The sequence below is a fragment of the Pseudoalteromonas sp. NBT06-2 genome, from assembly GCF_002276045.1.
GTDB lineage: Bacteria > Pseudomonadota > Gammaproteobacteria > Enterobacterales > Alteromonadaceae > Pseudoalteromonas.
On sequence record NZ_NQMR01000143.1, the window covers coordinates 1 to 19777 of the forward strand.

The 19777-nt window shown below is 35.3% G+C and carries 20 protein-coding genes; 2 read left to right on the top strand and 18 right to left on the bottom strand.

Features of this window, described 5'->3' with window-relative positions; genetic code table 11:
- Window positions 1–85: 85 nt before the first annotated feature.
- Complete coding sequence (locus CJF42_RS20885; RefSeq protein ID WP_095368526.1) at window positions 86–1402, bottom strand: adenylosuccinate synthase; 1317 nt, start codon at window positions 1400–1402, stop codon at window positions 86–88.
- A 167-nt stretch (window positions 1403–1569) separates the two neighbouring features.
- The gene (locus tag CJF42_RS20890; RefSeq protein WP_095368527.1) at window positions 1570–1761 is read right to left on the bottom strand and encodes a DUF2065 domain-containing protein; all 192 of its coding nucleotides are present in this window, start codon (window positions 1759–1761) and stop codon (window positions 1570–1572) included.
- A gap of 427 nt (window positions 1762–2188) precedes the next feature.
- Here CJF42_RS20890 and CJF42_RS29385 point away from each other — a divergent pair, with 427 nt between their 5' ends.
- Window positions 2189–2365, top strand: a complete 177-nt coding sequence (locus CJF42_RS29385) for a transposase family protein (protein WP_095368528.1) — start codon at window positions 2189–2191, stop codon at window positions 2363–2365.
- 498 nt (window positions 2366–2863) lie between these two features.
- Here CJF42_RS29385 and tnpA read toward each other — a convergent pair whose 3' ends face one another.
- The 10 genes from tnpA to CJF42_RS20940 all read right to left on the bottom strand — a co-directional run bounded on the left by tnpA (window position 2864) and on the right by CJF42_RS20940 (window position 13092).
- On the bottom strand, window positions 2864–3046 hold the full coding sequence (gene tnpA, locus CJF42_RS29580) for an IS66 family insertion sequence element accessory protein TnpA (RefSeq protein WP_502694804.1): 183 nt from the start codon (window positions 3044–3046) through the stop codon (window positions 2864–2866).
- Window positions 3047–3154: 108 nt separating this feature from the next.
- Window positions 3155–4033 carry a protease modulator HflC gene (hflC, locus tag CJF42_RS20900; RefSeq protein WP_095368529.1) on the bottom strand — a complete coding sequence of 293 codons (879 nt, stop codon included), beginning with the start codon at window positions 4031–4033 and terminating at the stop codon, window positions 3155–3157.
- A gap of 2 nt (window positions 4034–4035) precedes the next feature.
- On the bottom strand, window positions 4036–5211 hold the full coding sequence (gene hflK / locus CJF42_RS20905; RefSeq protein ID WP_095368530.1) for an FtsH protease activity modulator HflK: 1176 nt from the start codon (window positions 5209–5211) through the stop codon (window positions 4036–4038).
- 127 nt (window positions 5212–5338) lie between these two features.
- A complete protein-coding gene (gene hflX / locus CJF42_RS20910; RefSeq protein WP_095368531.1) occupies window positions 5339–6637 on the bottom strand; it encodes a ribosome rescue GTPase HflX in 1299 nt (432 codons plus the stop codon).
- 16 nt (window positions 6638–6653) lie between these two features.
- Complete coding sequence (hfq, locus tag CJF42_RS20915; RefSeq protein ID WP_095368532.1) at window positions 6654–6929, bottom strand: RNA chaperone Hfq; 276 nt, start codon at window positions 6927–6929, stop codon at window positions 6654–6656.
- Window positions 6930–7013: 84 nt separating this feature from the next.
- A complete protein-coding gene (miaA, locus tag CJF42_RS20920; RefSeq protein ID WP_095368533.1) occupies window positions 7014–7904 on the bottom strand; it encodes a tRNA (adenosine(37)-N6)-dimethylallyltransferase MiaA in 891 nt (296 codons plus the stop codon).
- Between the two features lie 38 nt (window positions 7905–7942).
- The gene (mutL, locus tag CJF42_RS20925; RefSeq protein WP_095368534.1) at window positions 7943–9727 is read right to left on the bottom strand and encodes a DNA mismatch repair endonuclease MutL; all 1785 of its coding nucleotides are present in this window, start codon (window positions 9725–9727) and stop codon (window positions 7943–7945) included.
- 13 nt (window positions 9728–9740) lie between these two features.
- Window positions 9741–11087: an N-acetylmuramoyl-L-alanine amidase gene (locus CJF42_RS20930; RefSeq protein WP_095368535.1), complete on the bottom strand. Its 1347-nt coding sequence runs from the start codon at window positions 11085–11087 to the stop codon at window positions 9741–9743.
- Window positions 11080–11556, bottom strand: coding sequence for a tRNA (adenosine(37)-N6)-threonylcarbamoyltransferase complex ATPase subunit type 1 TsaE (gene tsaE / locus CJF42_RS20935; protein ID WP_095368536.1), 477 nt, complete (start codon window positions 11554–11556; stop codon window positions 11080–11082). The genes CJF42_RS20930 and tsaE overlap by 8 nt, the downstream gene beginning before the upstream one ends.
- Before the next feature lie 12 nt (window positions 11557–11568).
- Complete coding sequence (locus CJF42_RS20940; RefSeq protein ID WP_095368537.1) at window positions 11569–13092, bottom strand: NAD(P)H-hydrate dehydratase; 1524 nt, start codon at window positions 13090–13092, stop codon at window positions 11569–11571.
- Between the two features lie 11 nt (window positions 13093–13103).
- Between CJF42_RS20940 and queG the strand changes: the two genes are divergently transcribed.
- Window positions 13104–14246 carry a tRNA epoxyqueuosine(34) reductase QueG gene (gene queG, locus CJF42_RS20945; RefSeq protein ID WP_095368538.1) on the top strand — a complete coding sequence of 381 codons (1143 nt, stop codon included), beginning with the start codon at window positions 13104–13106 and terminating at the stop codon, window positions 14244–14246.
- Between the two features lie 30 nt (window positions 14247–14276).
- Here queG and CJF42_RS20950 read toward each other — a convergent pair whose 3' ends face one another.
- The 6 genes from CJF42_RS20950 to CJF42_RS20975 all read right to left on the bottom strand — a co-directional run bounded on the left by CJF42_RS20950 (window position 14277) and on the right by CJF42_RS20975 (window position 19662).
- Window positions 14277–15398, bottom strand: coding sequence for a response regulator (locus CJF42_RS20950; RefSeq protein ID WP_095368539.1), 1122 nt, complete (start codon window positions 15396–15398; stop codon window positions 14277–14279).
- Between the two features lie 130 nt (window positions 15399–15528).
- Window positions 15529–17490: a hybrid sensor histidine kinase/response regulator gene (locus CJF42_RS20955; protein WP_095368540.1), complete on the bottom strand. Its 1962-nt coding sequence runs from the start codon at window positions 17488–17490 to the stop codon at window positions 15529–15531.
- Window positions 17465–17659: a DUF1289 domain-containing protein gene (locus CJF42_RS20960; protein ID WP_095368541.1), complete on the bottom strand. Its 195-nt coding sequence runs from the start codon at window positions 17657–17659 to the stop codon at window positions 17465–17467. The genes CJF42_RS20955 and CJF42_RS20960 overlap by 26 nt, the downstream gene beginning before the upstream one ends.
- An 83-nt stretch (window positions 17660–17742) precedes the next feature.
- The gene (locus CJF42_RS20965) at window positions 17743–17994 is read right to left on the bottom strand and encodes a DUF2024 family protein (RefSeq protein ID WP_095368542.1); all 252 of its coding nucleotides are present in this window, start codon (window positions 17992–17994) and stop codon (window positions 17743–17745) included.
- 122 nt (window positions 17995–18116) lie between these two features.
- Window positions 18117–19193 carry a transporter gene (locus CJF42_RS20970; protein ID WP_095368543.1) on the bottom strand — a complete coding sequence of 359 codons (1077 nt, stop codon included), beginning with the start codon at window positions 19191–19193 and terminating at the stop codon, window positions 18117–18119.
- A gap of 49 nt (window positions 19194–19242) precedes the next feature.
- Window positions 19243–19662, bottom strand: coding sequence for a hypothetical protein (locus CJF42_RS20975; protein WP_212668842.1), 420 nt, complete (start codon window positions 19660–19662; stop codon window positions 19243–19245).
- Between the last annotated feature and the right edge of the window lie 115 nt (window positions 19663–19777).

Genomic DNA, 19777 nt, shown 5'->3' on the forward strand with positions numbered 1-19777 from the left:
ACATGCTTAACTGAATGGTGTTGACTATAAGGTAGCTTTTTATAATCATTCGCCAATCACTGGTAAATAAAATCGCTAAACAGATTTATTCACCAAATGGACTGCGAACTATCATAGTTTCTAAACGATCTGGACCTGTAGAAATGATATCAACTGGAACACCTGTGATTTCTTCGATGCGTTTAATATAGTCAATCGCCGCTTTAGGTAATTGCTCAACAGAAGTCGCACCTACAGTATTTTCAGTCCAACCAGGCATAGTTTCATATACTGGTGTTACTTTCTCGTAGCCTTCAGCTGCAAGTGGAGTAATGTTTGAAATAGTACCATTTTCTTGCTTATAACCAGTACAAATATTGATAGTTTCTAGACCATCTAAAACATCAAGTTTTGTTAAACAAAAACCTGTGATGCTATTGATTTGGACAGCGCGGCGCATAGCAACGGCATCAAACCAACCTGTACGACGTAAACGTCCAGTAGTTGCACCAAACTCATGGCCAACATCACCTAAATGCTTACCAATTGGATCTTGCTTGTCTTCACCATCATATAATTCAGTTGGAAAAGGACCTGAACCAACACGTGTAGTGTAAGCTTTAACAATACCAAGAACATAATCTAGATTTAATGGACCAAAACCAGCACCAGTCGCAACGCCGCCAGCAGTCGTATTAGATGATGTAACATACGGGTAAGTGCCGTGATCAATATCTAGAAGTGTACCTTGAGCACCTTCAAATAAGATGCTATCGCCCGCTAAACGCGTTTGATCAAGTAACTCAGTCACATCAATAACCATCGCTTTGAGGATATCTGCAACAGCCATTGCATCATCAAACGTTTTTTGGAAGTCTACAGCTTCAACTTTATAGTAGTTAACTAATGTAAAATTATGATACTCAAGAATTTCTTTTAATTTCTCAGCAAATAACTCTGGGTTAAATAAATCACCCACACGTAAACCGCGGCGAGCTACTTTATCTTCATATGCTGGACCGATACCACGACCAGTTGTACCAATTGCTTTAGCGCCTCGTGCTTCTTCACGCGCCATATCTAATGCAACATGGTATGGTAAAATTAGCGGACAAGCTTCGCTGATAAGCAAACGATCTCGTACTGGAATGCCTCGCTCTTCAAGCATACCAATTTCTTTCATTAACGCATCAGGAGCTAATACAACACCGTTACCAATCACACATTTTACGTTATCACGTAATACGCCTGAAGGAATAAGATGTAATACAGTTTTTTCGCCATCTATAACTAAAGTATGACCAGCATTGTGACCACCTTGATAACGAACAACTAAAGATGCTTTATCAGTAAGTAGATCAACTATCTTACCTTTGCCTTCGTCACCCCATTGGGTGCCCAATACAACAACGTTTTTACCCATTGTAGATTCACTTTGAAAAATTAGGCGAGGATCTTAACAAAAAAGATAGGTGAAGATCATCTTATTTTGCATATTTTTACAACAAAAAATGAAAAAAAAACAGTGTAATCTTTAACTGACTGATTATTAACTAAAATATGAGTTACAAATTTTTATAAAATAAAGAGCTAACTTCTCATAAATAGAAACAAAAACCAACCCATCAGTATAAGTGTAATACCTATTATCCGCAGATTTTTACTCGGTTGATTTGATAATTCAGCTAAATATTGCTTCCATTTATTTGGAAATAAAGCAGGACCTAAGCCTTCAAAAATAAGAAACATAGCTAACGCTAGCCAGAGTGAATCAAATGTCATATACCATCTCAATGAACTATAATTGCATTAGTTTACCTTTTTTTTTAATAATGATTAAATGTAAACGACGGACTAAATACACTTAGCCCAGTGCTTAGGATGTTGAATTTCTCCAAAGTGTAAACTGACGAATGAAATTTATGTGCTGAAAACCCTTAAAAGTAATGTTTTAGTAGAAAACTGCCTCAAAATTCACGTAGTAATGCGTTTTGAACGCTTAATTTTTAATAATTTTTGAGTCTGTTTTTTCTAAAAGAGAAATTCTACAGGCTCGTTACATTCCAAGACAGGATCACATCCAAGTTATCAGAGCATGAATTAGATGTTCAAGGCAATGACTGATGTACTCATATGTAGGGCGATTGCATTAAAAGTAACTGACACAACCCCCTAACTTGATCTATTACTTCGCTTTAAGCAAAGTAAAATGACCAAACGGAAGCCTACACTTATCGAACATTTCAAAGTCATTACCGATCCACGCATACAAAGGAAGCAATTACATAAATTTGATGACATATTTTTTATTACGCTCTGTGCTGTTATCTGTGGTTGCGATAGCTGGGTTACCATTGAAACATTTGCAAAAACGAAACGAAACTGATTTGACCAATATTTATCACTTGAGCATGGGATCCCATCACATGATGATGTGGTTTTATTCTTTGAAAATACACCTAAAAGCCATCAAAAGATATTAAATACCCATAAAAAAACCGATTCTGGCCACGGTCGAATAGAAGAACGAGAAGTTACATCGTGCAGTGATATTGATTGGCTGATCAAGGAACATTCATATCCTTACCTCGCTAGTATTTTTAGCGTAAAGTCCATATGGTTTCAGGCAGATAAATGATCTGAAGAAACGCGATATTTTATTAGTAGTATTAATCATAATGATGCAGACAAGACCGTTGTATCAACTTACGAAAATCTACCGTATCCCGATAAAGATAAACCTTAGGTAAGTTTGAAAACATCTTTATACAGATACAGCCTTAAGAAGTTGGGCAATCCATTGTTGGGAAGTGTCTGGGTGTCATTTGGTGTTACGAATACAATTGTGGCAGAGGTTTTAATATCACTTTGAACTTGAATAAAATCATATTGTTCGTAGGTGGCAGCTGCGCATTTTTTTTAATCTTGCTTTGCGGAAGCTAAAGGTTTTTGGATTGATTTGATTTTGTTCACAGTATTTAACAATCGTCAGGTCACTGGCTACCTGTGCTTCAATTATGCTTTGCCAATCTAGCCATAATCCTTTCTCAAATTTAAATTGGATTATAGCCTAATGATTAATTTAGGTTTATTATGGGTCGGAATTTACAAAAAACCTCACTTAAAAGTGAGGTTTTTAATATAAAAATATAAAAAGTAAATTACTTAACCTAAGTTATTTACCTTCAATGCCTTTCATAAACTTAAAAAAGTCACTGTCAGGTGAAAGTACCATCACGTCACTCTTGCTACTAAAGGTTGCTTTATAGGCATCTAAACTACGTAAAAAAGTATAAAAGCTTGCATCTTTAGAGTATGAAGTTGCATAAATTTTAGCTGCAGCAGCATCACCTTCACCACGAACAGTTCTAGCATTACGCTCAGCTTCTGCAAGCATGACAGTTACTCTGCGATCAACTCCTGCTCTAATCGTTTCAGATTGCTCTCTACCTTGTGATCTATGCTCTTTTGCAACAGCAGTACGTTCTGCACGCATACGTTGGAAAATAGAATTACTCACTTCAGGAGGTAAATTAATCTGCTTAACACGTACATCAAGTACTTCAATACCTAGTTCATTAGCACTTTCAGATGCTTGAGTTAGTGCATCACGCATTAACTCACTCCGTTTACCTGACACTATTTCTTTAATCGTTCTTGAACCAAAGTTAGTTCTTAAACCATTATTTACTTTTTGTTGCAGTAATGTTTCAGCGTATTGTTTATCACCTCGAGCACGTAAATAATAAGCACTAAAATCTTTAATACGCCATTTTACAAATGAATCAACGATTAAATCTTTTTTCTCACTCGTTACAAAACGATCTGGTGCGCCATCCAAAGTTTGAATTCGTGCATCTAGTTTTCGAACTTGCGTAATAAATGGCACTTTAAAATGAAGACCCGGTGGATATACTAACGCACTATCATCTGAGTCTTTTTTCACTTTAGCGAACTGTAGTACAATCGCTTTTTGTCCTTCTAATACAATAAAAATAGAAGAAAAAGATAAAAATAGTGCTGCGACTAAAATAGCTAAACCAAAATTTTTCATTCTTATCTCCCATTTCCAAATCTATCTGTTGCAAATCGATCAGATGGACTATTCACTTGGCTGTCATTACCACGTGAGTTTCCCATTTTCTGTCTTAAGTTTTGTAGTTCACTGACTTTAGGTAGAGTAATTTTACCACCTTGACTATTTTGCATAATTTTATCAAGCGGTAAATACATTATGTTATTACCACCTTTAACATCAACTAAAACTTTCGAAGTATTGTTTAATACACCTTCCATCGTTTCAATATATAGTCGCTGACGTGTTACATCTTTAGCCATTTGATATTCTGGCAGTAACTTATTAAAACGCGCAACTTCACCCTCAGCTTCAAGGGTAATACGTTCTTTATAACCTTCAGCTTCTTGCGTCATACGTGTTACTTGACCACGTGCTTGAGGTTCTATTTCACGCTCATAAGCTTCTGCTTCACGTAAAAAACGCACTTCATCTTCCTGTGCAGCAATCGCATCATCAAATGCATCTTTTACTTCACTAGGTGGACGTGCATCTTTAAAGTTAACATCAGTTAAAAGCAAACCTAAATTATAGGGGTCAATGATTTTTGTTAACTCATCCCATGTTTTTTGACGAACTTCTTCACGACCCTTAGTTAAGATATCATTCATACTTGAATGACCAACAACATAACGAAGTGCACTATCTAAAGCTTGCTGTAAACTATGGTCAGCATTTGTCACACTGAAAAGGTAAGCTCTTGGATCTGTTACACGATACTGAACAACAAATTCAACACTTACAACATTTTCATCTTCAGTTAGCATAAGACCTGAAGCAGATAATGAACGAACAGCTTCGATTTCAACTGGAATCACTTTATCAATAAAAGTCATTTTCCAACGTAAACCTGGATCTGCAATTGAATGGAATTGGCCAAATCGTAGAATAATACCTCGTTCAGCCTCTTTAATAGTGTAAATACCACTTAAAGCCCAAACAACAAGTGCAATCACTAAAACAAAGCCAATAACCATACCATTTAGATTGCTACTGCCTTTATTGCCCCCACCATTACCGCCAAACATACCACCTAGTTTGTCGCTATATTTACGAAATACCTTATCTAAATCAGGTGGACCTTGATCGCGTCCGCCTTTGTTTTTCCAAGGATCGTTGTTTTTATTACCATTGTTACCCGGCTCATTCCAGGCCATAGCACTACTCCAATGTTATCTAAAATAAATAAATTAGGTTAATTAACGTTTTTAAAAGTCTAAATTATACAACGCCATTTTATACCTTTGAATAAGTTAACAAATTTCTGAACATTTTCATAATAAATTAGCTTAGTTGCTCTATTTTTATTAATTCATCAATTTCGTTACCGTATTCTTTCTTCAATCGATTCCAATCAACCATAGGTAACCTGATATCAAGTAACCAATTGCCTAAATCGTCAAACTGCTCATCTGTAATGCAATTTAAACGATACAAAGCACCTCTTAAAGCACCATATTTCCCGGATAATTCAAGAGTACATGCTAATACTTGATCTGATAATCGTTCGCTAATCGCTTCAAGCAATAACTCACAACCAACACCAGTCTGAGCTGATAACCATACTCGAATAGGATTACCTTCATCATCACGATCAATGCGCGGTGATAACTCCTCAACTAAATCAATTTTGTTATAAATTAATAATTGAGGTATTTCATCTGCATCAATTTCTTTTAAAACAGCATTCACTTGTTCTATATTTTCTTGACGCATTTCATCTGCAACATCAATGACATGAAGTTGTAAATCTGCCTCACGTGTTTCTGTTAAAGTTGCTTTAAATGCCGAAACGAGATCATGAGGCAAATGACGAATAAACCCAACAGTATCAACTAAAATGGTACTACCAACATCTGCGATCTCAACTTTACGTAAGGTGGGATCTAATGTTGCAAATAATTGATCTGCAGTATAAACGTTTGCATCTGTCATCTGATTAAATAACGATGATTTCCCTGCATTGGTATAACCCACTAAAGACAAAGTTGGAATTTCATTACGGTTTCGCGCTCTTCGCCCTTGATCTCGTTGCTTTTCAACTTTTTCTAAACGTTTTTGAATGTTTTTAATTTTTCCTCGAATCAAACGCCTATCTGTTTCGAGCTGTGTTTCACCTGGTCCACGTAGACCAATACCACCTTTTTGCCTTTCTAAATGAGTCCAACCACGGATCAAACGGGTAGAAATATGTCTTAATTGTGCAAGCTCGACCTGTAGCTTACCTTCATGAGTTCGTGCTCTTTGAGCAAAAATATCTAAAATTAAGGTAGTACGATCTAAAACTCTGCATTGACAAACAACTTCGAGGTTTCTTTCTTGTGATGGGCTCAATACATGATTGAATATAACCACATCGGCTTGATGCATTTGAACAATTTCAGCGATTTCTTCTGCTTTACCTGTACCTACAAAAAATTTGGCATGGGGTTTTTGACGGGAGCCTTGCACTACCGACAAAGAATTAACACCTGCAGAAGAAACTAACAGTTCCAATTCGTTCAGATCTTCACGATCATGCTCTTTTGGAAACTCAATATGAACTAAAATTGCCTGCTCACCGGCTTCATAACGGTCAAACAAACATTAAACTCCTAATTTAATATGTATTTTTATTGCCTTCCTCTGTATTCTCTGGTGTTTCAGAATCAGGTGGAGTAGCTTGAAAATTAATTGCTCTTGCCGGAACAACTGTAGAAATAGCATGTTTATAAACCATTTGGTTTACAGTATTTTCTAAAAGAATTACAAATTGATCAAATGATTGAACTTTACCTTGTAATTTAATGCCATTTACTAAATAAATTGATACAGGAATGCGTTCACGACGTAATGCATTCAAAAACGGGTCTTGTAATGATTGCCCCTTTGCCATTATTATTTTCCTTAGCTTTAGGTGTTCTTATTGAGTAATAAAAAATCTTTAAGTATAAGATTTCATAATTTTTTGTTAATGCTACTAGCTTAGCGAAGATATCACATGATGCAAGTTTTCTTCTGCACCCGACTCAAGCCAAGTTACATTTTTCCAGCCTCTTAACCAAGTTAATTGTCTTTTTGCTAATTGCCTAGTAGCAACTATGCCACGAAAAACCATTTCGTCGTAATCAATGTCACCTTCTAAATAATCCCACATTTGGCGATAGCCTACGCAACGAATAGAAGGTAATTTTACATTAAGGTCCTCTCTCTTATATAAGGCCTTAACTTCTTTTTCAAACCCCTGATCTAACATTATTTTAAATCTTTGTTCGATTCTTTGATGTAAAACACTGCGATCATCAGGCGCTATTGCAAATTGCAATACTTTATAAGGTAATGCACCCGTCTTTTCATTTTGCAGCTCAGACATAGGTTTACCTGTTATTCGAAATACCTCTAACGCACGGTTAATACGTTGAGAATCATTTTCACTTATTCGGCTTGCTGCAATCGGATCTACACATGTTAATTCTTCATGTAAAACTGCCCAGCCTTTTTCATTAGCCTCAAGTTCAAGTTGTTTACGAATGGCAACATCAGCTTCTGGTAACGGTGAAATACCTTCTAACAAGCTTTTGAAGTACATCATAGTGCCGCCAACAAGTAATGGTATCTTGCCTTGCGCATGTAGTATTTCAATTTTATTTAAAGCATCGTTGCAAAAGTTTGCCGTTGAGTACACTTCAGATGGGTCTAACATATCGATTAAATGATGTGGCGCCTGCGCTAATTCTTCTGCGCTAGGTTTAGCTGTTCCAATATTCATATCACGATATACTAAAGCAGAATCGACACTTATTACTTCAGTGTGCAAAGTTTGACATAGCTCTATCGCTAAATCAGTTTTACCCGCTGCTGTTGGGCCCATCAAAAAGATAACTGGTAAACTCAATTGCTTATATTCCGCTATAATTGACTTAAATAATCGGTTAAATCTATTTTAACCGCTTTTTGCGAAATTAAGCGCATTAATTCTGGATTTTTTTGAATAAAATCAATCAAAATATTATTAACATCCGCTGAAAAGTAATTTTTAGTAGTCCAATCCGACTGCCAATCTAACCACCATCTGATATCGGAACATTTCATTTTAGAGACTTCAATCAATTTATCAACAACTAAGTTAACGTCTCCTGAATAAATACATGCAGGTAACTTTTTAATCATAATAAAACTTGTAGATAAATTAATATCATACCCTAAGATATTTAACCAAGATAAATTTTTTTTAATTAAAGATAAATTTTCTTCAGATACATTAATTCTCACTGGCAATAATAAAGGACGGCCAGTCAACTCTCCAGAGCTTTCAATTTCAGTTAACCAAAAATCGGGTAAAACAGCTTTAAAATGGCCTAAACAAACATCTTCATCTTGCTTAATGATGCAAGCCCCTGAATTAAGAGCGATAATTATTTGTTGCTTTATAGATATATGACTTGTTTCAGCTGCTTTATTTTCTAAACTTTCTAATTCGTTTACATTATCAAAATGCTGAGCTGCTTGCTCACCTATACCTTGATAAAAAGCATTTACTTTTTTTTGCTGCTGATAACTCACATTACTTCTAGGTGCTTGAGGTGGGTTTGCACTAGATGTCTCATTTGTAATTTCGCTAGGTTCCGCTGGTAAGTAATTTGATAGAGAAAAAGGCGTATCATCTTCATCATGATGAGTTGATATTTTAGGCTCTGCAATTAAAGAAGCCTGCTTTGCTAATTGCTTAACAGCTTGCAAAATAAAATCATGAATTAAACGTGCCTGGTGAAAACGCACTTCATGCTTAGCAGGATGAACATTTACATCAACTTGAAGTGGATCTATTTCTAAATAAAGCACAAATGCTGGTACATCATAGTCAGGTTGGATTTCTTCAAAAGCTTGGCGAATTGCGTGCAAAATTAATTTATCTCGCATCATCCTGCCATTTACATAAGTATATTGTGGATCTTTACTTAAACCAGTTGGCAAGGCCCAGCCATACATTTTAAGCTTATCTTCACCCGACTCTAAATATAAACCATGCTCTAAAAAGTTGCGACCTGCGACTTGAGCGACTCTTTTGATTCTTTGCTCTGTGGTTGGTTGCGCTCGATATTGACGCACTACCTTGCCATTGTGCTTTAACGTAATACCAACATCAAAGCGACTTAATGCAATACGCTTTATCAACTCATCAATATGATTAAACTCTGTTTTTTCAGTTCTTAAAAACTTACGTCTTGCCGGCGTATTAAAAAACAAATCAAGTACTTCGATTGTTGTACCATCAGGATGCGCTGTTGGCTGTACTTTGACCGCCATATCTCGGCCTTCAGCATAGGCTTGCCAAGCTTCATTTTGCCCTTTAGGTTTTGAGCTAAGTGTTAAACGAGAAACAGAACTAATGGAAGCAAGTGCCTCACCACGAAAACCTAATGAATTTATACACTCTAAGTCATCTAATGTTTTTAGTTTACTGGTTGCATGACGTGATAAAGCCAATGCTAATTCTTCTTTATCAATGCCAGAACCATTATCGCGAATGCGGATTAACTTATGTCCCCCACGGTCTATATCGATTTGAATTCGTGTCGCACCAGCATCTAAACTATTTTCAACTAACTCTTTAACGACAGATGCAGGACGTTCAACCACCTCGCCAGCTGCAATTTGGTTAGCTAAACGAGCCGGTAAGATTTCTATACTCATGTTATATCACTTGTTAACTACGTGGGATTGTTAAGTTTTGGCCAATAAATAAGGTATTTGATTTAAGTTTATTTGCTTGTTTTAACTTAGTAATTGTTATGCCGTAACGCTGTGCTAATACACTTAAAGAGTCGCCTGATTTTACTCTATGTCGCTCAGGTATTGATTGCTTAATTTTAGCAAAATATGAGTCCTCTGGCGGATTATTTTTAAAATAACTTTTTAACGAAGTAAACACCGCTTTAGCTAACTTTTTTTGATGTGCAATGCTTTTAAGCAACCTTTCCTCCATTGGATTAGAAATAAAACCCGTTTCAACTAAAATTGAAGGTATATCAGGTGACTTTAATACGCCTAAGCTTGCATACTGCGGCTTTGTTTTATGCATTTTAGTTACTTTTTTAAGTTCACTTAAAATAGAAACAGCAACTTCAGCGCCTGTTTTCATTGAATGATCCATCTTCATATCTAATACTGCTTGTACTAAGTATTTTTCGTTTTGGGTATCTTTGAGCACACTTGCAGCACCGCCAAGAAGATCTGAATGTTTTTCACTACTTTCTATCCATTTACCTATCTCTGAATTTGCCCGACCTAAAGATAATACCCAAACCGAAGCACCTCTGGGTATAGGAGTTGTAAATGCATCGGCATGAATAGATATAAAAAAATCTACTTTATCTTTTCTTGCTCTTACTGTGCGAGTATTATTCTTAACATAATAATCACCAGTACGAGGCATTACAGCACGCATGCCTTTTTCAGCATTTATAAGCTTGGTTAAGCGCTTCGATATTTGTAAAGTCACATTTTTTTCATATGTACCTAAAGGTCCAATAGATCCAGGATCTTCTCCACCATGACCAGCATCAACAGCAATAATAATATCTCTATTTCCGCTAATATCTCTATTTTTGGCTACAATTGCCTTTTTAGGCTTTTTATTAATAGCAAATAAATCGACAACTAATCTGTCTTTTTTAGGCCCTGTTGGCGCTAAAGAAAAAATAACAGGTTTAACGGGCTCTAAAATTTCAAAAACCAGCCTTGTCCAACCTTTTTTCTTAGGTTTACTAAAGCGTATTTTTTTTATTAGTTGATGTTCGTTTGTTACCTTTGGAAGTAATACTTTTTGACTGGTATTTTTTAAATCAACCACCAAACGAAGTGGTTTTTTTAATATAAAATAACTGTAATCAGGCTTATCCTTTAAATCAAAAACAACTCTGGTACTTTCTGGAGATGGCCAAACACGTACACTGGTAATTTTATTTTGTGCATAAACATTCTTAACAGCAAAAGAGCTGAAAAAAATGAAACCGATAAATAGTTTTATTATTGTACTTTTAAGACTATGCATTATCTTTATTTGATAGCCTATCGACTATTTCTTCGCCTTTTAATGTTTTACTCATAATACTAACTTTACGTTTTTGTGCAACATACTCAAGTGTTAACTCTAAGTCAGCAGCAGCTAAAAAATCAGCGCCTTTCTCTGGCCACTCTATCATGCAAATTGAATCTTCATTAAAATAATCTCGGATCCCCATAAATTCGAGTTCTTCAGGATCAGCTAAACGATATAAATCAAAATGATAAATACTCTGCTCATCTAACTCATATGGTTCAACTAAAGTGTAAGTTGGGCTTTTAACCTTACCTTTATGTCCAAACTTTTGTACTACACCACGCGTAAAAGTCGTTTTTCCTGCGCCTAAGTCACCATACAAATAAATTACGGCACCTTGTGTAATACTTTGCGCTAATACGCCACCCATAGCGACTGTTGCTTGTTCATCTTCTAACAAGCAGCTAAATTCCTTACTCATTTTATACCTTTCTTAACCTACTAAATGTCTAATGTATGGAAATAAATCACTTGCCAGCAAACCATTTACGCCATCTTTTTCTGCATATTGCGCTGCTTTTCCATGAATAAATACCGATAAACATGTCATATCAAATATAGTTTGTTTATCCATAACTAATTTCTCAAAATTTCTCTTTTTTACTTTTTGAGCAATAAGCGCGCCGATTATACCAGATAAAACATCTCCCATCCCAGCACTTGCCATAGAGGGAGTTCCGGATCTATTTATATTGATTATTTCATCCTGGCAAACCAAAGTACCTGGCCCTTTAAGCACTACAGTTGCAGAATATTTTTTAGCTATTTTATTAACAGATTCAAATCGATTTGATTCAATTTCATAATTAGTACATTGCAGTAACCTTGCTGCTTCACCACTGTGTGGTGTTAAAACACAATTTGGCAATTGAATATTACTTTTAACTAACAGATTTAATGCATCGGCATCTATGATTTTAATTTTATCTTGATAACGAGAAATCGCTTTAAAAAGCATATTACTCCAATGTGATTGCCCCATACCTGGTCCAATCACAATGACAGTTGCTTTTTCGATTAATGAATTTAAATGTATTTCATCTTGTACACCATGCACCATAAGCTCATAGCACCCTTGTAAAATACTTATTACATTATCTATATGCGTGGCAATACTCACTAACCCCGCACCACTTCTTAAACACGCCTCACCGGCTAAACGAATTGCACCGGCCATGCCTCTATCGCCACCAATTAACAAAACATGCCCTTGCTGATTTTTATATGTCGATTTTTTACGCGTTATTTTATTATTTAAGATAGCGCCTTCTGATAAATGGTTTATTATTGAAGGGACTGCTTTAGCAAATACGGTGTCAATACCTAAACCCGCAAAATATAACTCGCCAACATAGTCTTTTGCTTTGCCTGTCAGTGACCCTTGCTTAAGCCCGATAAAACTTACGGTATTATCGGCATAGATGGCATCTTTTGATATTGCACCTGTTGTAGCATCAACACCTGAAGGCATATCAATACTGATAACAGGCTTACCAGCTTGATTTACTTGTTGGCTGATATTTTTAATAACATCGGATAGCTCTCCACTGAAACCTATACCTAACAAAGCATCAATTATTAAATCGCAGCTTGAAAGATCTAATTTTTCTTCAAGCTTGCCACCAACATTAATAAAACCCTTGTAAGCTTTTAATGAATCTCCTTTTAGCTCATTAGAATCACAAATACTAAAAACTTTAACCGATAAATCATTTTCAATCGCTAACTTTGCAACAACATAACCGTCACCACCGTTATTACCCTTTCCTGTTAATACTAAAATATTATTTGCAAAACTGTAGCGATCCCAGATTAAAGAAAAAACACTTTGACCTGCAAGTTGCATCAATTGATACATATCAATACCCATTCTTTTGGCTATGATCGATTCATTTGATTGAACTTGCTGCGCACTATAGGCAATCTGTGGTAAATTAGTGGTGTATAAAACGGCCATATTTGATCATCATGAACTCTAGTAATACTGACTATTCTTTACTTTCTGACAAAATTAAGCAATGGGGTAAAGATTTAGGCTTTGCTCAAGTGGGTATTGCTGATATCGATTTAAGTGAGCACGAAGCACAATTACAACGCTGGTTAGATAATAATTATCACGGTGAAATGGAATATATGACTGCTCATGGCATGATGCGTTCGCGCCCAGATGAATTAGTGCCAGGTACTAAACGCGTGATCACAGTACGCATGAATTACCTGCCGCCAAATGCCAGCTTTGCTAAAAACTTAAAGCAAACTGATAAAGCGTATATCAGTCGATATGCTTTAGGGCGTGATTACCATAAATTAATGCGTAATAAACTTAAAAAACTAGGTCAAAAAATTGAACAAGAATTAAAAGATTTAAACCAAGGTAAACTCTCATTTCGTCCATTTGTAGATTCAGCACCTGTATTAGAGCGACAGTTAGCTGATAAAGCAGGACTTGGTTGGACAGGAAAACACAGCCTAATTATCAATAAAGAAGCGGGGTCTTGGTTTTTTTTAGGTGAGTTATTTGTTGATATTCCACTGCCAGTAGATAAACCTGTTGAAGAACAATGTGGCACTTGTGTGGCCTGTATAAAACTATGCCCAACAAAGGCCATTATAAAACCTTATGTCGTTGATGCTAAACGTTGTATCTCATATTTAACAATAGAATTAAAAGGTACAATTCCTGAAGAGTTCAGGTCTTTACTGGGTAATAGAATTTACGGCTGTGATGATTGCCAATTAATTTGTCCTTGGAATAGATATGGTAAAATTACAGATGAAAAAGATTTTCACCCAAGAACACAACTCAAAGACAAAGATCTCATAGAACTCTACTTATGGGATGAAGCGACCTTTTTAAAAAATACTGAAGGCAGCCCTATAAGGCGAATAGGTCATGAGCGTTGGTTACGAAATATATCTATTGCTTTAGGTAATGCAGACTTCAATGAAAAAATTGTAGCTGTTTTACAACAACGCCTATTTGATGCAACAGAGTTAGTTACAACACATATTAATTGGGCACTTGAACAACAAAAACAAAAACAACCTCTTAATAAAAAAACACAACGACTAATAAAAGCAATTGAAAAAGGCTTACCAAGAGATGCGTAAGCTTTTATAAAATGATACATGAAAGATCTGTTAATCCAATATGTGTGACAAATCATTTTCTATTTCAAAAAATGCATTTTTAACATCTGTTAATAAATCTTCCCTAGCGACTGACTTTTGTATTGTTGTATCTACTTTCTGGAAAATATAATTTTCTTGATCTTCATCTAGACCCATATATGGAATACGATTTTCAAACTCTTCTTGAAGCTCTCTAAAAATTGTTTCATTCATTTCATGACTCAAATTAAGCACACAAACTAACTCTTCAAATCGAGATCTCACTAAGGAAAATGCACGTTTAAGCTGCATTCTTTGATATTTTAATATCCTAGCGGTTACAATAACATTTAACTGTTGTTCTGTGGCACTAACAATAAAACAAATGTGATCTCTGATCCGACCTAACTTTTCAGAATCATCTAACGGCATATTAAGTATTAACAAACTAATGGTTTGATAATTAACTAAAATTCTTGGGCTAAATTCATATAATCTGCCTTTATTTTTAAGTAATTCAAAAAGCTCAATCACCATAGGGGAGCAAATACCTGTCGAGCTAAAATGAGATACTTCTTTATCCACTAAAAACGCACTGCATGTTTTTAAGCCAAAGCTTTTTAAACATTGACCTAATGCTTTTGCTAACTCTTTTGGCTCATCTATTTTGCCTATTTTTTCAATATACTGAACAATTGCTCCCATTTCACTTGATAATGACATGGCATTAAAGGCCGTTGAAGCTGCATCTTCAACTTGCCGCTCTAGCATTTCTCTATTTTCAATCACTTTAAACAAGTTTGATAATTTTGATTGCAATTCTTTATTACCAAAAGGCTTTACAATATAGTCTTCAGCACCAACATCATAACCCGCTATGCGCTCCTCAACAGTACCTCTAGCAGATACAAACATAACGACTATCTCTGATGTAGTTGGATTTTCTTTAAGCTTGCGGCATACTTCATAACCATCCATATTCGGCATACTAACATCAAGTAAAATAACGCAAGGTTTAAATTCTTCTGCTATTTTCAAACATTCAGGACCGCTATTAACGCAGTGTAATTGATACTCATCTTCGAGGATTTCTTCAATAATCTCTAAATTATAAGGCTCATCATCTACTGCTAAAATTTTATTCTGGACCATTATTTCTCCCTTAAATAGTCTATGTAGCTCAATACGATACCCTCTTTATTTATAGGTATAATATACAAAACTAAAACAAGCATAGTTAAGCTTATTTACTTTCTCCAGTTTTTACTTTTTTGACCCCTAATTATCTAAATTTAGGTAAAACGATAATAACAGAAGCTCCTTGTGTAATATTATTTTGTGCCCTTATACTACCTTGATGATAATCAATTAATTCTCGACATATTGCTAATCCTAAACCTGTACCACCAGCACCTTTATTCGTTTTACTACTTTGTGTAAACTTACTAAAAATAAGCTCTAACTCACTCTCAGGTATACCTATACCTCTATCTTTTACTTTAATTTCAACATCACCTTTATTATCTAAAACACTGATCTGTATTTCGCTATTATCAGGACTAAATTTAATTGCGTTTGAAATAATATTTTTAAGTACTTGTGATATTTGATCTCTATCACAATTCACCTTTACTTGAGGTAAACTAGACTCTAACTCAACTTTAATATTACGCTCTAGTGAGAAACCTGAAATATCATCGATACTGGTTTTTATAATAGGTAAAATATCTCGATCTTCAGGATAAAATGGAAATTTACCAACATCTAACTTAGAAAGATCTAATAAGTTATTTAATAGAGTTAATAATCTATGCCCACTACTTTCAATTCGTGATAAATACTTGGTCATTTTATCTATTGGAATAGGCTGAAAATCTAATTTTTCTAATCCAAATCGAGAAAAACTCAAGATAGAGTGCATTGGCGTTCTTAATTCGTGAGACATATTCGCTAAGAATTGAGATTTACTATGATTGGCCTGTTCAGCCTGATCTTTTGCTAGCTCTAATTGTGAAGTACGATCTTTCACTTTTTGCTCTAACATATCTTTTGTTTCTTTTAGCAGCTCTTCCTTATGTTTTAAATGAGTTACATTTTTTAAAATAGCCGCAAAAGCAATTTCACCATGAAAATCAATTTCAGAAAATGAACCCGCTAAAGGTATTTTCAAACCATCTTTTAATAAAACTTGCAGTTCACAACTAAATTGCTTGTTACTTCCAGCCTGAAAAATAGCAGATTTAACTTCTTCTGCAGATTCAGCATCAATCAGTGAATAAATAGAATTGCCAACCAAATCTTTACTTGACGCTGAAAATAAATAAGCACATGAATCATTAGCTTCCAAAATATTACCTGACTGTTCAAATAATACGATGCCATCAGGGGTATTTTTATATATCACCCTAAGCAAACTATCTTTTTCAATTAAAGCATCAACCGTATCTTGAAGTCTTTCAACTAATTCAAAATTATTTCGTTTCAATAATTCTGTTTGCCATACTTTATGTAACGCTTGAAGTAATACACTTTCGTTTAAGGGTTTTTCTAAGACATCTTCGACACCAATACGTATCGCTTCAATTAATGCGCTTTGATGTGGTTTAGAAGTAACTAATAAACAACGGCAATCTGGGTTTATTACTTTGAGCTGTCTAAAAACATCAATCCCCGTGAATTTAGCCATATTAAAATCAGATATTAATAAATCAATTTTTTTACTTTTAGCTAATGCAACAACACTTTCAATATCCGATGCTGTAGTCACATCTAAATGCGCACCTTTTAAGCTAGTATCTAATATTTCTAAACGTTGAATATCATCATCAACTAACATTATTTTAGGCAGTGAAATTTCAGCTTCAGCACTATTGATCCTTAATTCTTTCTCTAGAATTCCAATAATTTCTTTATTATCAAAAAAAGGATATATTCTTTGTGAAGAGGGTAATAACTGATATAATTCAGCAAAAGTTGAGGAAATTTTTGCATCTTGATAATGTGGTGCAACAAGAAGAAAAGGCGTATTTTTAAAACTAGTTTTTAGCTCTTGCACTAGAGTGAGTGGAATACCATGCACAACAACTATCATGTCGAAATGGTTTTTTGTTAAATCATTTTTAAACTCATCTTCAATTTCTAAAAAGTGGCTCAGCAAAGTTTCACAACCAACCAACTCAAGCAAAACCTTTACCCGCATTGCTAATACACTACTATTATCAACTATCAAAATCCGTTTTAACATTACCTAAACGTTGCTCTTTTCTTTTTTGGCATTCTAATAGAGTAGCGTGTTTTTGTTGGTTATCCATTTTATGCCACGACAAAATTTCATCTAAGTGCCTAAAACACCCCAAACAAACATCTTTTTCTGATAAACAGCAAATACGAATACATGGGCTGTCTTTAGCCATATAGAATCCAATTTAATATGATATTTTTAGTATAAGTGAGTTTTGATAAAATAGAGATATTGTTCAATATTCATTCAAAAATCTCAAATGTTAAGGGGTAATACATAATGTCCTTGCCTTTTGATGATTGCTTGCACCTCGGGGTTTGCCACTTCACTATGACAAAATTGACAGGATGAAGTGGCTATCTTCGCATTATCAATACCTAGATTTTTCAAATGTTTTTTCGCAAACTCTTCAACACGTGATTGATGGTCATCATCAACTAAAACATCAAAATGAAGTTGTTGACCTTGTGCTGTTTTTACATGGGTATCATAAACGTGTATTTTCATTGTAAATTCCTAATAATTGACTGTTAATACTAAACGCTGGCTCTGTAATTCATCAGATTAAACGCTAAATTTTACTGTGTTTATTATCTTTAATTACCCTTAATAATCACTGATCGCCAAGGCTAAAATGACACTTGATAGCCTATGCTCAGCATGTCAGACATCTTCAGTTGAATACCATTGACCTTTTGCCTGAGTACCGACTGATATTCCAATGCTACACGCTGCCCTTTAAACATTCCGGTCTGCAACACATAATTAATACCTAAGGCCAAAGACATATTATTGCCACCGTAATTATTAGGATCTGCAGTGGCTACTGGCGCGATAATATGAGAGTCAAGTCCTTTTATTTTGTCACTGTTTCTATAGATTAAACGCAATGATGTACTCAGTTTAGGGCTCATTGCATAGCCCCCCCAAAAAGTAGCCAAAAAGCTATCACCCATTCGATAACCCTGATCATTTTTACTTTCAAGAGGCATGGTGTAGTTAATTTGCCCCCCCAAATTTAGTTTGTCTAAATGAGCACTATAAGTCACAGCAGACATTAGATCTAAAGTCCCTGTTCCCACCTGCATTCCATAAGGCAAACGCTGTTCAACATACATATTCATCGGGGTAAGCACTTCGTCAGTATTATTCGTTGCTCCCGTGGGGAAACTTAATCCCATATTTATATGGATTTTATGTAAGTCATCCTGATATAGACTCGTCAATGCAGATAACTTGAAATCGCCTACTCCCGATGAATTACTAGTAAATTGACCCAATGGTGTTTTCCCCTTTCCACCAGCAAAGGTTAGATGTTGCATTGTCTTATCAATTACATTTAGCATTGCCATCCAGGTTATATCGTCATTGGGTGCAAACATTATACCGAACATATGCATTTCACTAGTCATACTTTGTGGCACAACGCGTAAAGTAGGCGGCATCATAGGCTGACCAAAAAATCGATTCGGCACAGTAGTCACGATATCTTCTGACGAAATATTATCGCTCCCTTGTATATTGTCAGCCATTTCCATACGCATAAAACGATAAGAAAACATCCATTCGTTTTTTTTATGCAGGTGATCACCCATGACGCCAATAGGTGCGTGACTATCAGCATGAACTGTTGGATGGTTTTGATCACCTCCATTGACTTTACAAGTAAATAACAACATGATTATTAGCTGGCCGATTATTTTCATCAGAGTCTCTCTCTATAAATTAGACTTTTATTTTGATTAATCTAGGTTATTATTTTTCGCTAGTTACAACACCTGGCAATGATAAATCACCTGAGGCAATATCATGTACACCAGAAACACATAACAGCGGTGTTTTTCCCTCAACATTCACTTGTAATTCAGCCGTTACTGCATCAAATGACACAGGTTTTGAGTTACTTAATGGCACTGTTATTTTAGCTATATGACCAGTTAAAACTGGACTCATGCCAGGGCTATCTAACGCAATGGGTAGCATAGGAGCAGTATCTGGTAACAGATCAACACCAGGTGATACATCCCTAACTTTTAAACCCGCACCACAAGCAGCATCTTCGGTTAACACAACCCAATGAGAGTGCCAATCAGCACCGTCATTTGCTGGATCTCCATCATTATTTTCATCAAACAGTGGCGTATCATCAAAATCAGGATGAGCCGTTATCGCCATGGCTAAAATACCTGACTTAGCATCAAATCCTACAGTGGAAGGGTCTAGATTAGTCGGCCAAACATAGGACTGAACTTTTGCTCCCTTGAGTTGACAGCAGTTTTAGGTGAAATTA

Coding starts and splice junctions, on each gene's coding strand:
- CJF42_RS20965 (WP_095368542.1), bottom strand. CDS start 17,994: ATGAAAATACACGTTTATGATACCCATGTAAAAACAGCACAAGGTCAA.
- hflC (WP_095368529.1), bottom strand. CDS start 4,033: ATGAAAAATTTTGGTTTAGCTATTTTAGTCGCAGCACTATTTTTATCT.
- CJF42_RS20930 (WP_095368535.1), bottom strand. CDS start 11,087: ATGCATAGTCTTAAAAGTACAATAATAAAACTATTTATCGGTTTCATT.
- mutL (WP_095368534.1), bottom strand. CDS start 9,727: ATGAGTATAGAAATCTTACCGGCTCGTTTAGCTAACCAAATTGCAGCT.
- queG (WP_095368538.1), top strand. CDS start 13,104: ATGAACTCTAGTAATACTGACTATTCTTTACTTTCTGACAAAATTAAG.
- hflK (WP_095368530.1), bottom strand. CDS start 5,211: ATGGCCTGGAATGAGCCGGGTAACAATGGTAATAAAAACAACGATCCT.
- CJF42_RS20960 (WP_095368541.1), bottom strand. CDS start 17,659: ATGGCTAAAGACAGCCCATGTATTCGTATTTGCTGTTTATCAGAAAAA.
- CJF42_RS20975 (WP_212668842.1), bottom strand. CDS start 19,662: ATGGCGATAACGGCTCATCCTGATTTTGATGATACGCCACTGTTTGAT.
- CJF42_RS20950 (WP_095368539.1), bottom strand. CDS start 15,398: ATGGTCCAGAATAAAATTTTAGCAGTAGATGATGAGCCTTATAATTTA.
- CJF42_RS29385 (WP_095368528.1), top strand. CDS start 2,189: ATGACCAAACGGAAGCCTACACTTATCGAACATTTCAAAGTCATTACC.
- CJF42_RS20940 (WP_095368537.1), bottom strand. CDS start 13,092: ATGGCCGTTTTATACACCACTAATTTACCACAGATTGCCTATAGTGCG.
- hfq (WP_095368532.1), bottom strand. CDS start 6,929: ATGGCAAAGGGGCAATCATTACAAGACCCGTTTTTGAATGCATTACGT.
- CJF42_RS20885 (WP_095368526.1), bottom strand. CDS start 1,402: ATGGGTAAAAACGTTGTTGTATTGGGCACCCAATGGGGTGACGAAGGC.
- CJF42_RS20955 (WP_095368540.1), bottom strand. CDS start 17,490: ATGTTAAAACGGATTTTGATAGTTGATAATAGTAGTGTATTAGCAATG.
- tsaE (WP_095368536.1), bottom strand. CDS start 11,556: ATGAGTAAGGAATTTAGCTGCTTGTTAGAAGATGAACAAGCAACAGTC.
- CJF42_RS20970 (WP_095368543.1), bottom strand. CDS start 19,193: ATGAAAATAATCGGCCAGCTAATAATCATGTTGTTATTTACTTGTAAA.
- miaA (WP_095368533.1), bottom strand. CDS start 7,904: ATGGGCCCAACAGCAGCGGGTAAAACTGATTTAGCGATAGAGCTATGT.
- CJF42_RS20890 (WP_095368527.1), bottom strand. CDS start 1,761: ATGACATTTGATTCACTCTGGCTAGCGTTAGCTATGTTTCTTATTTTT.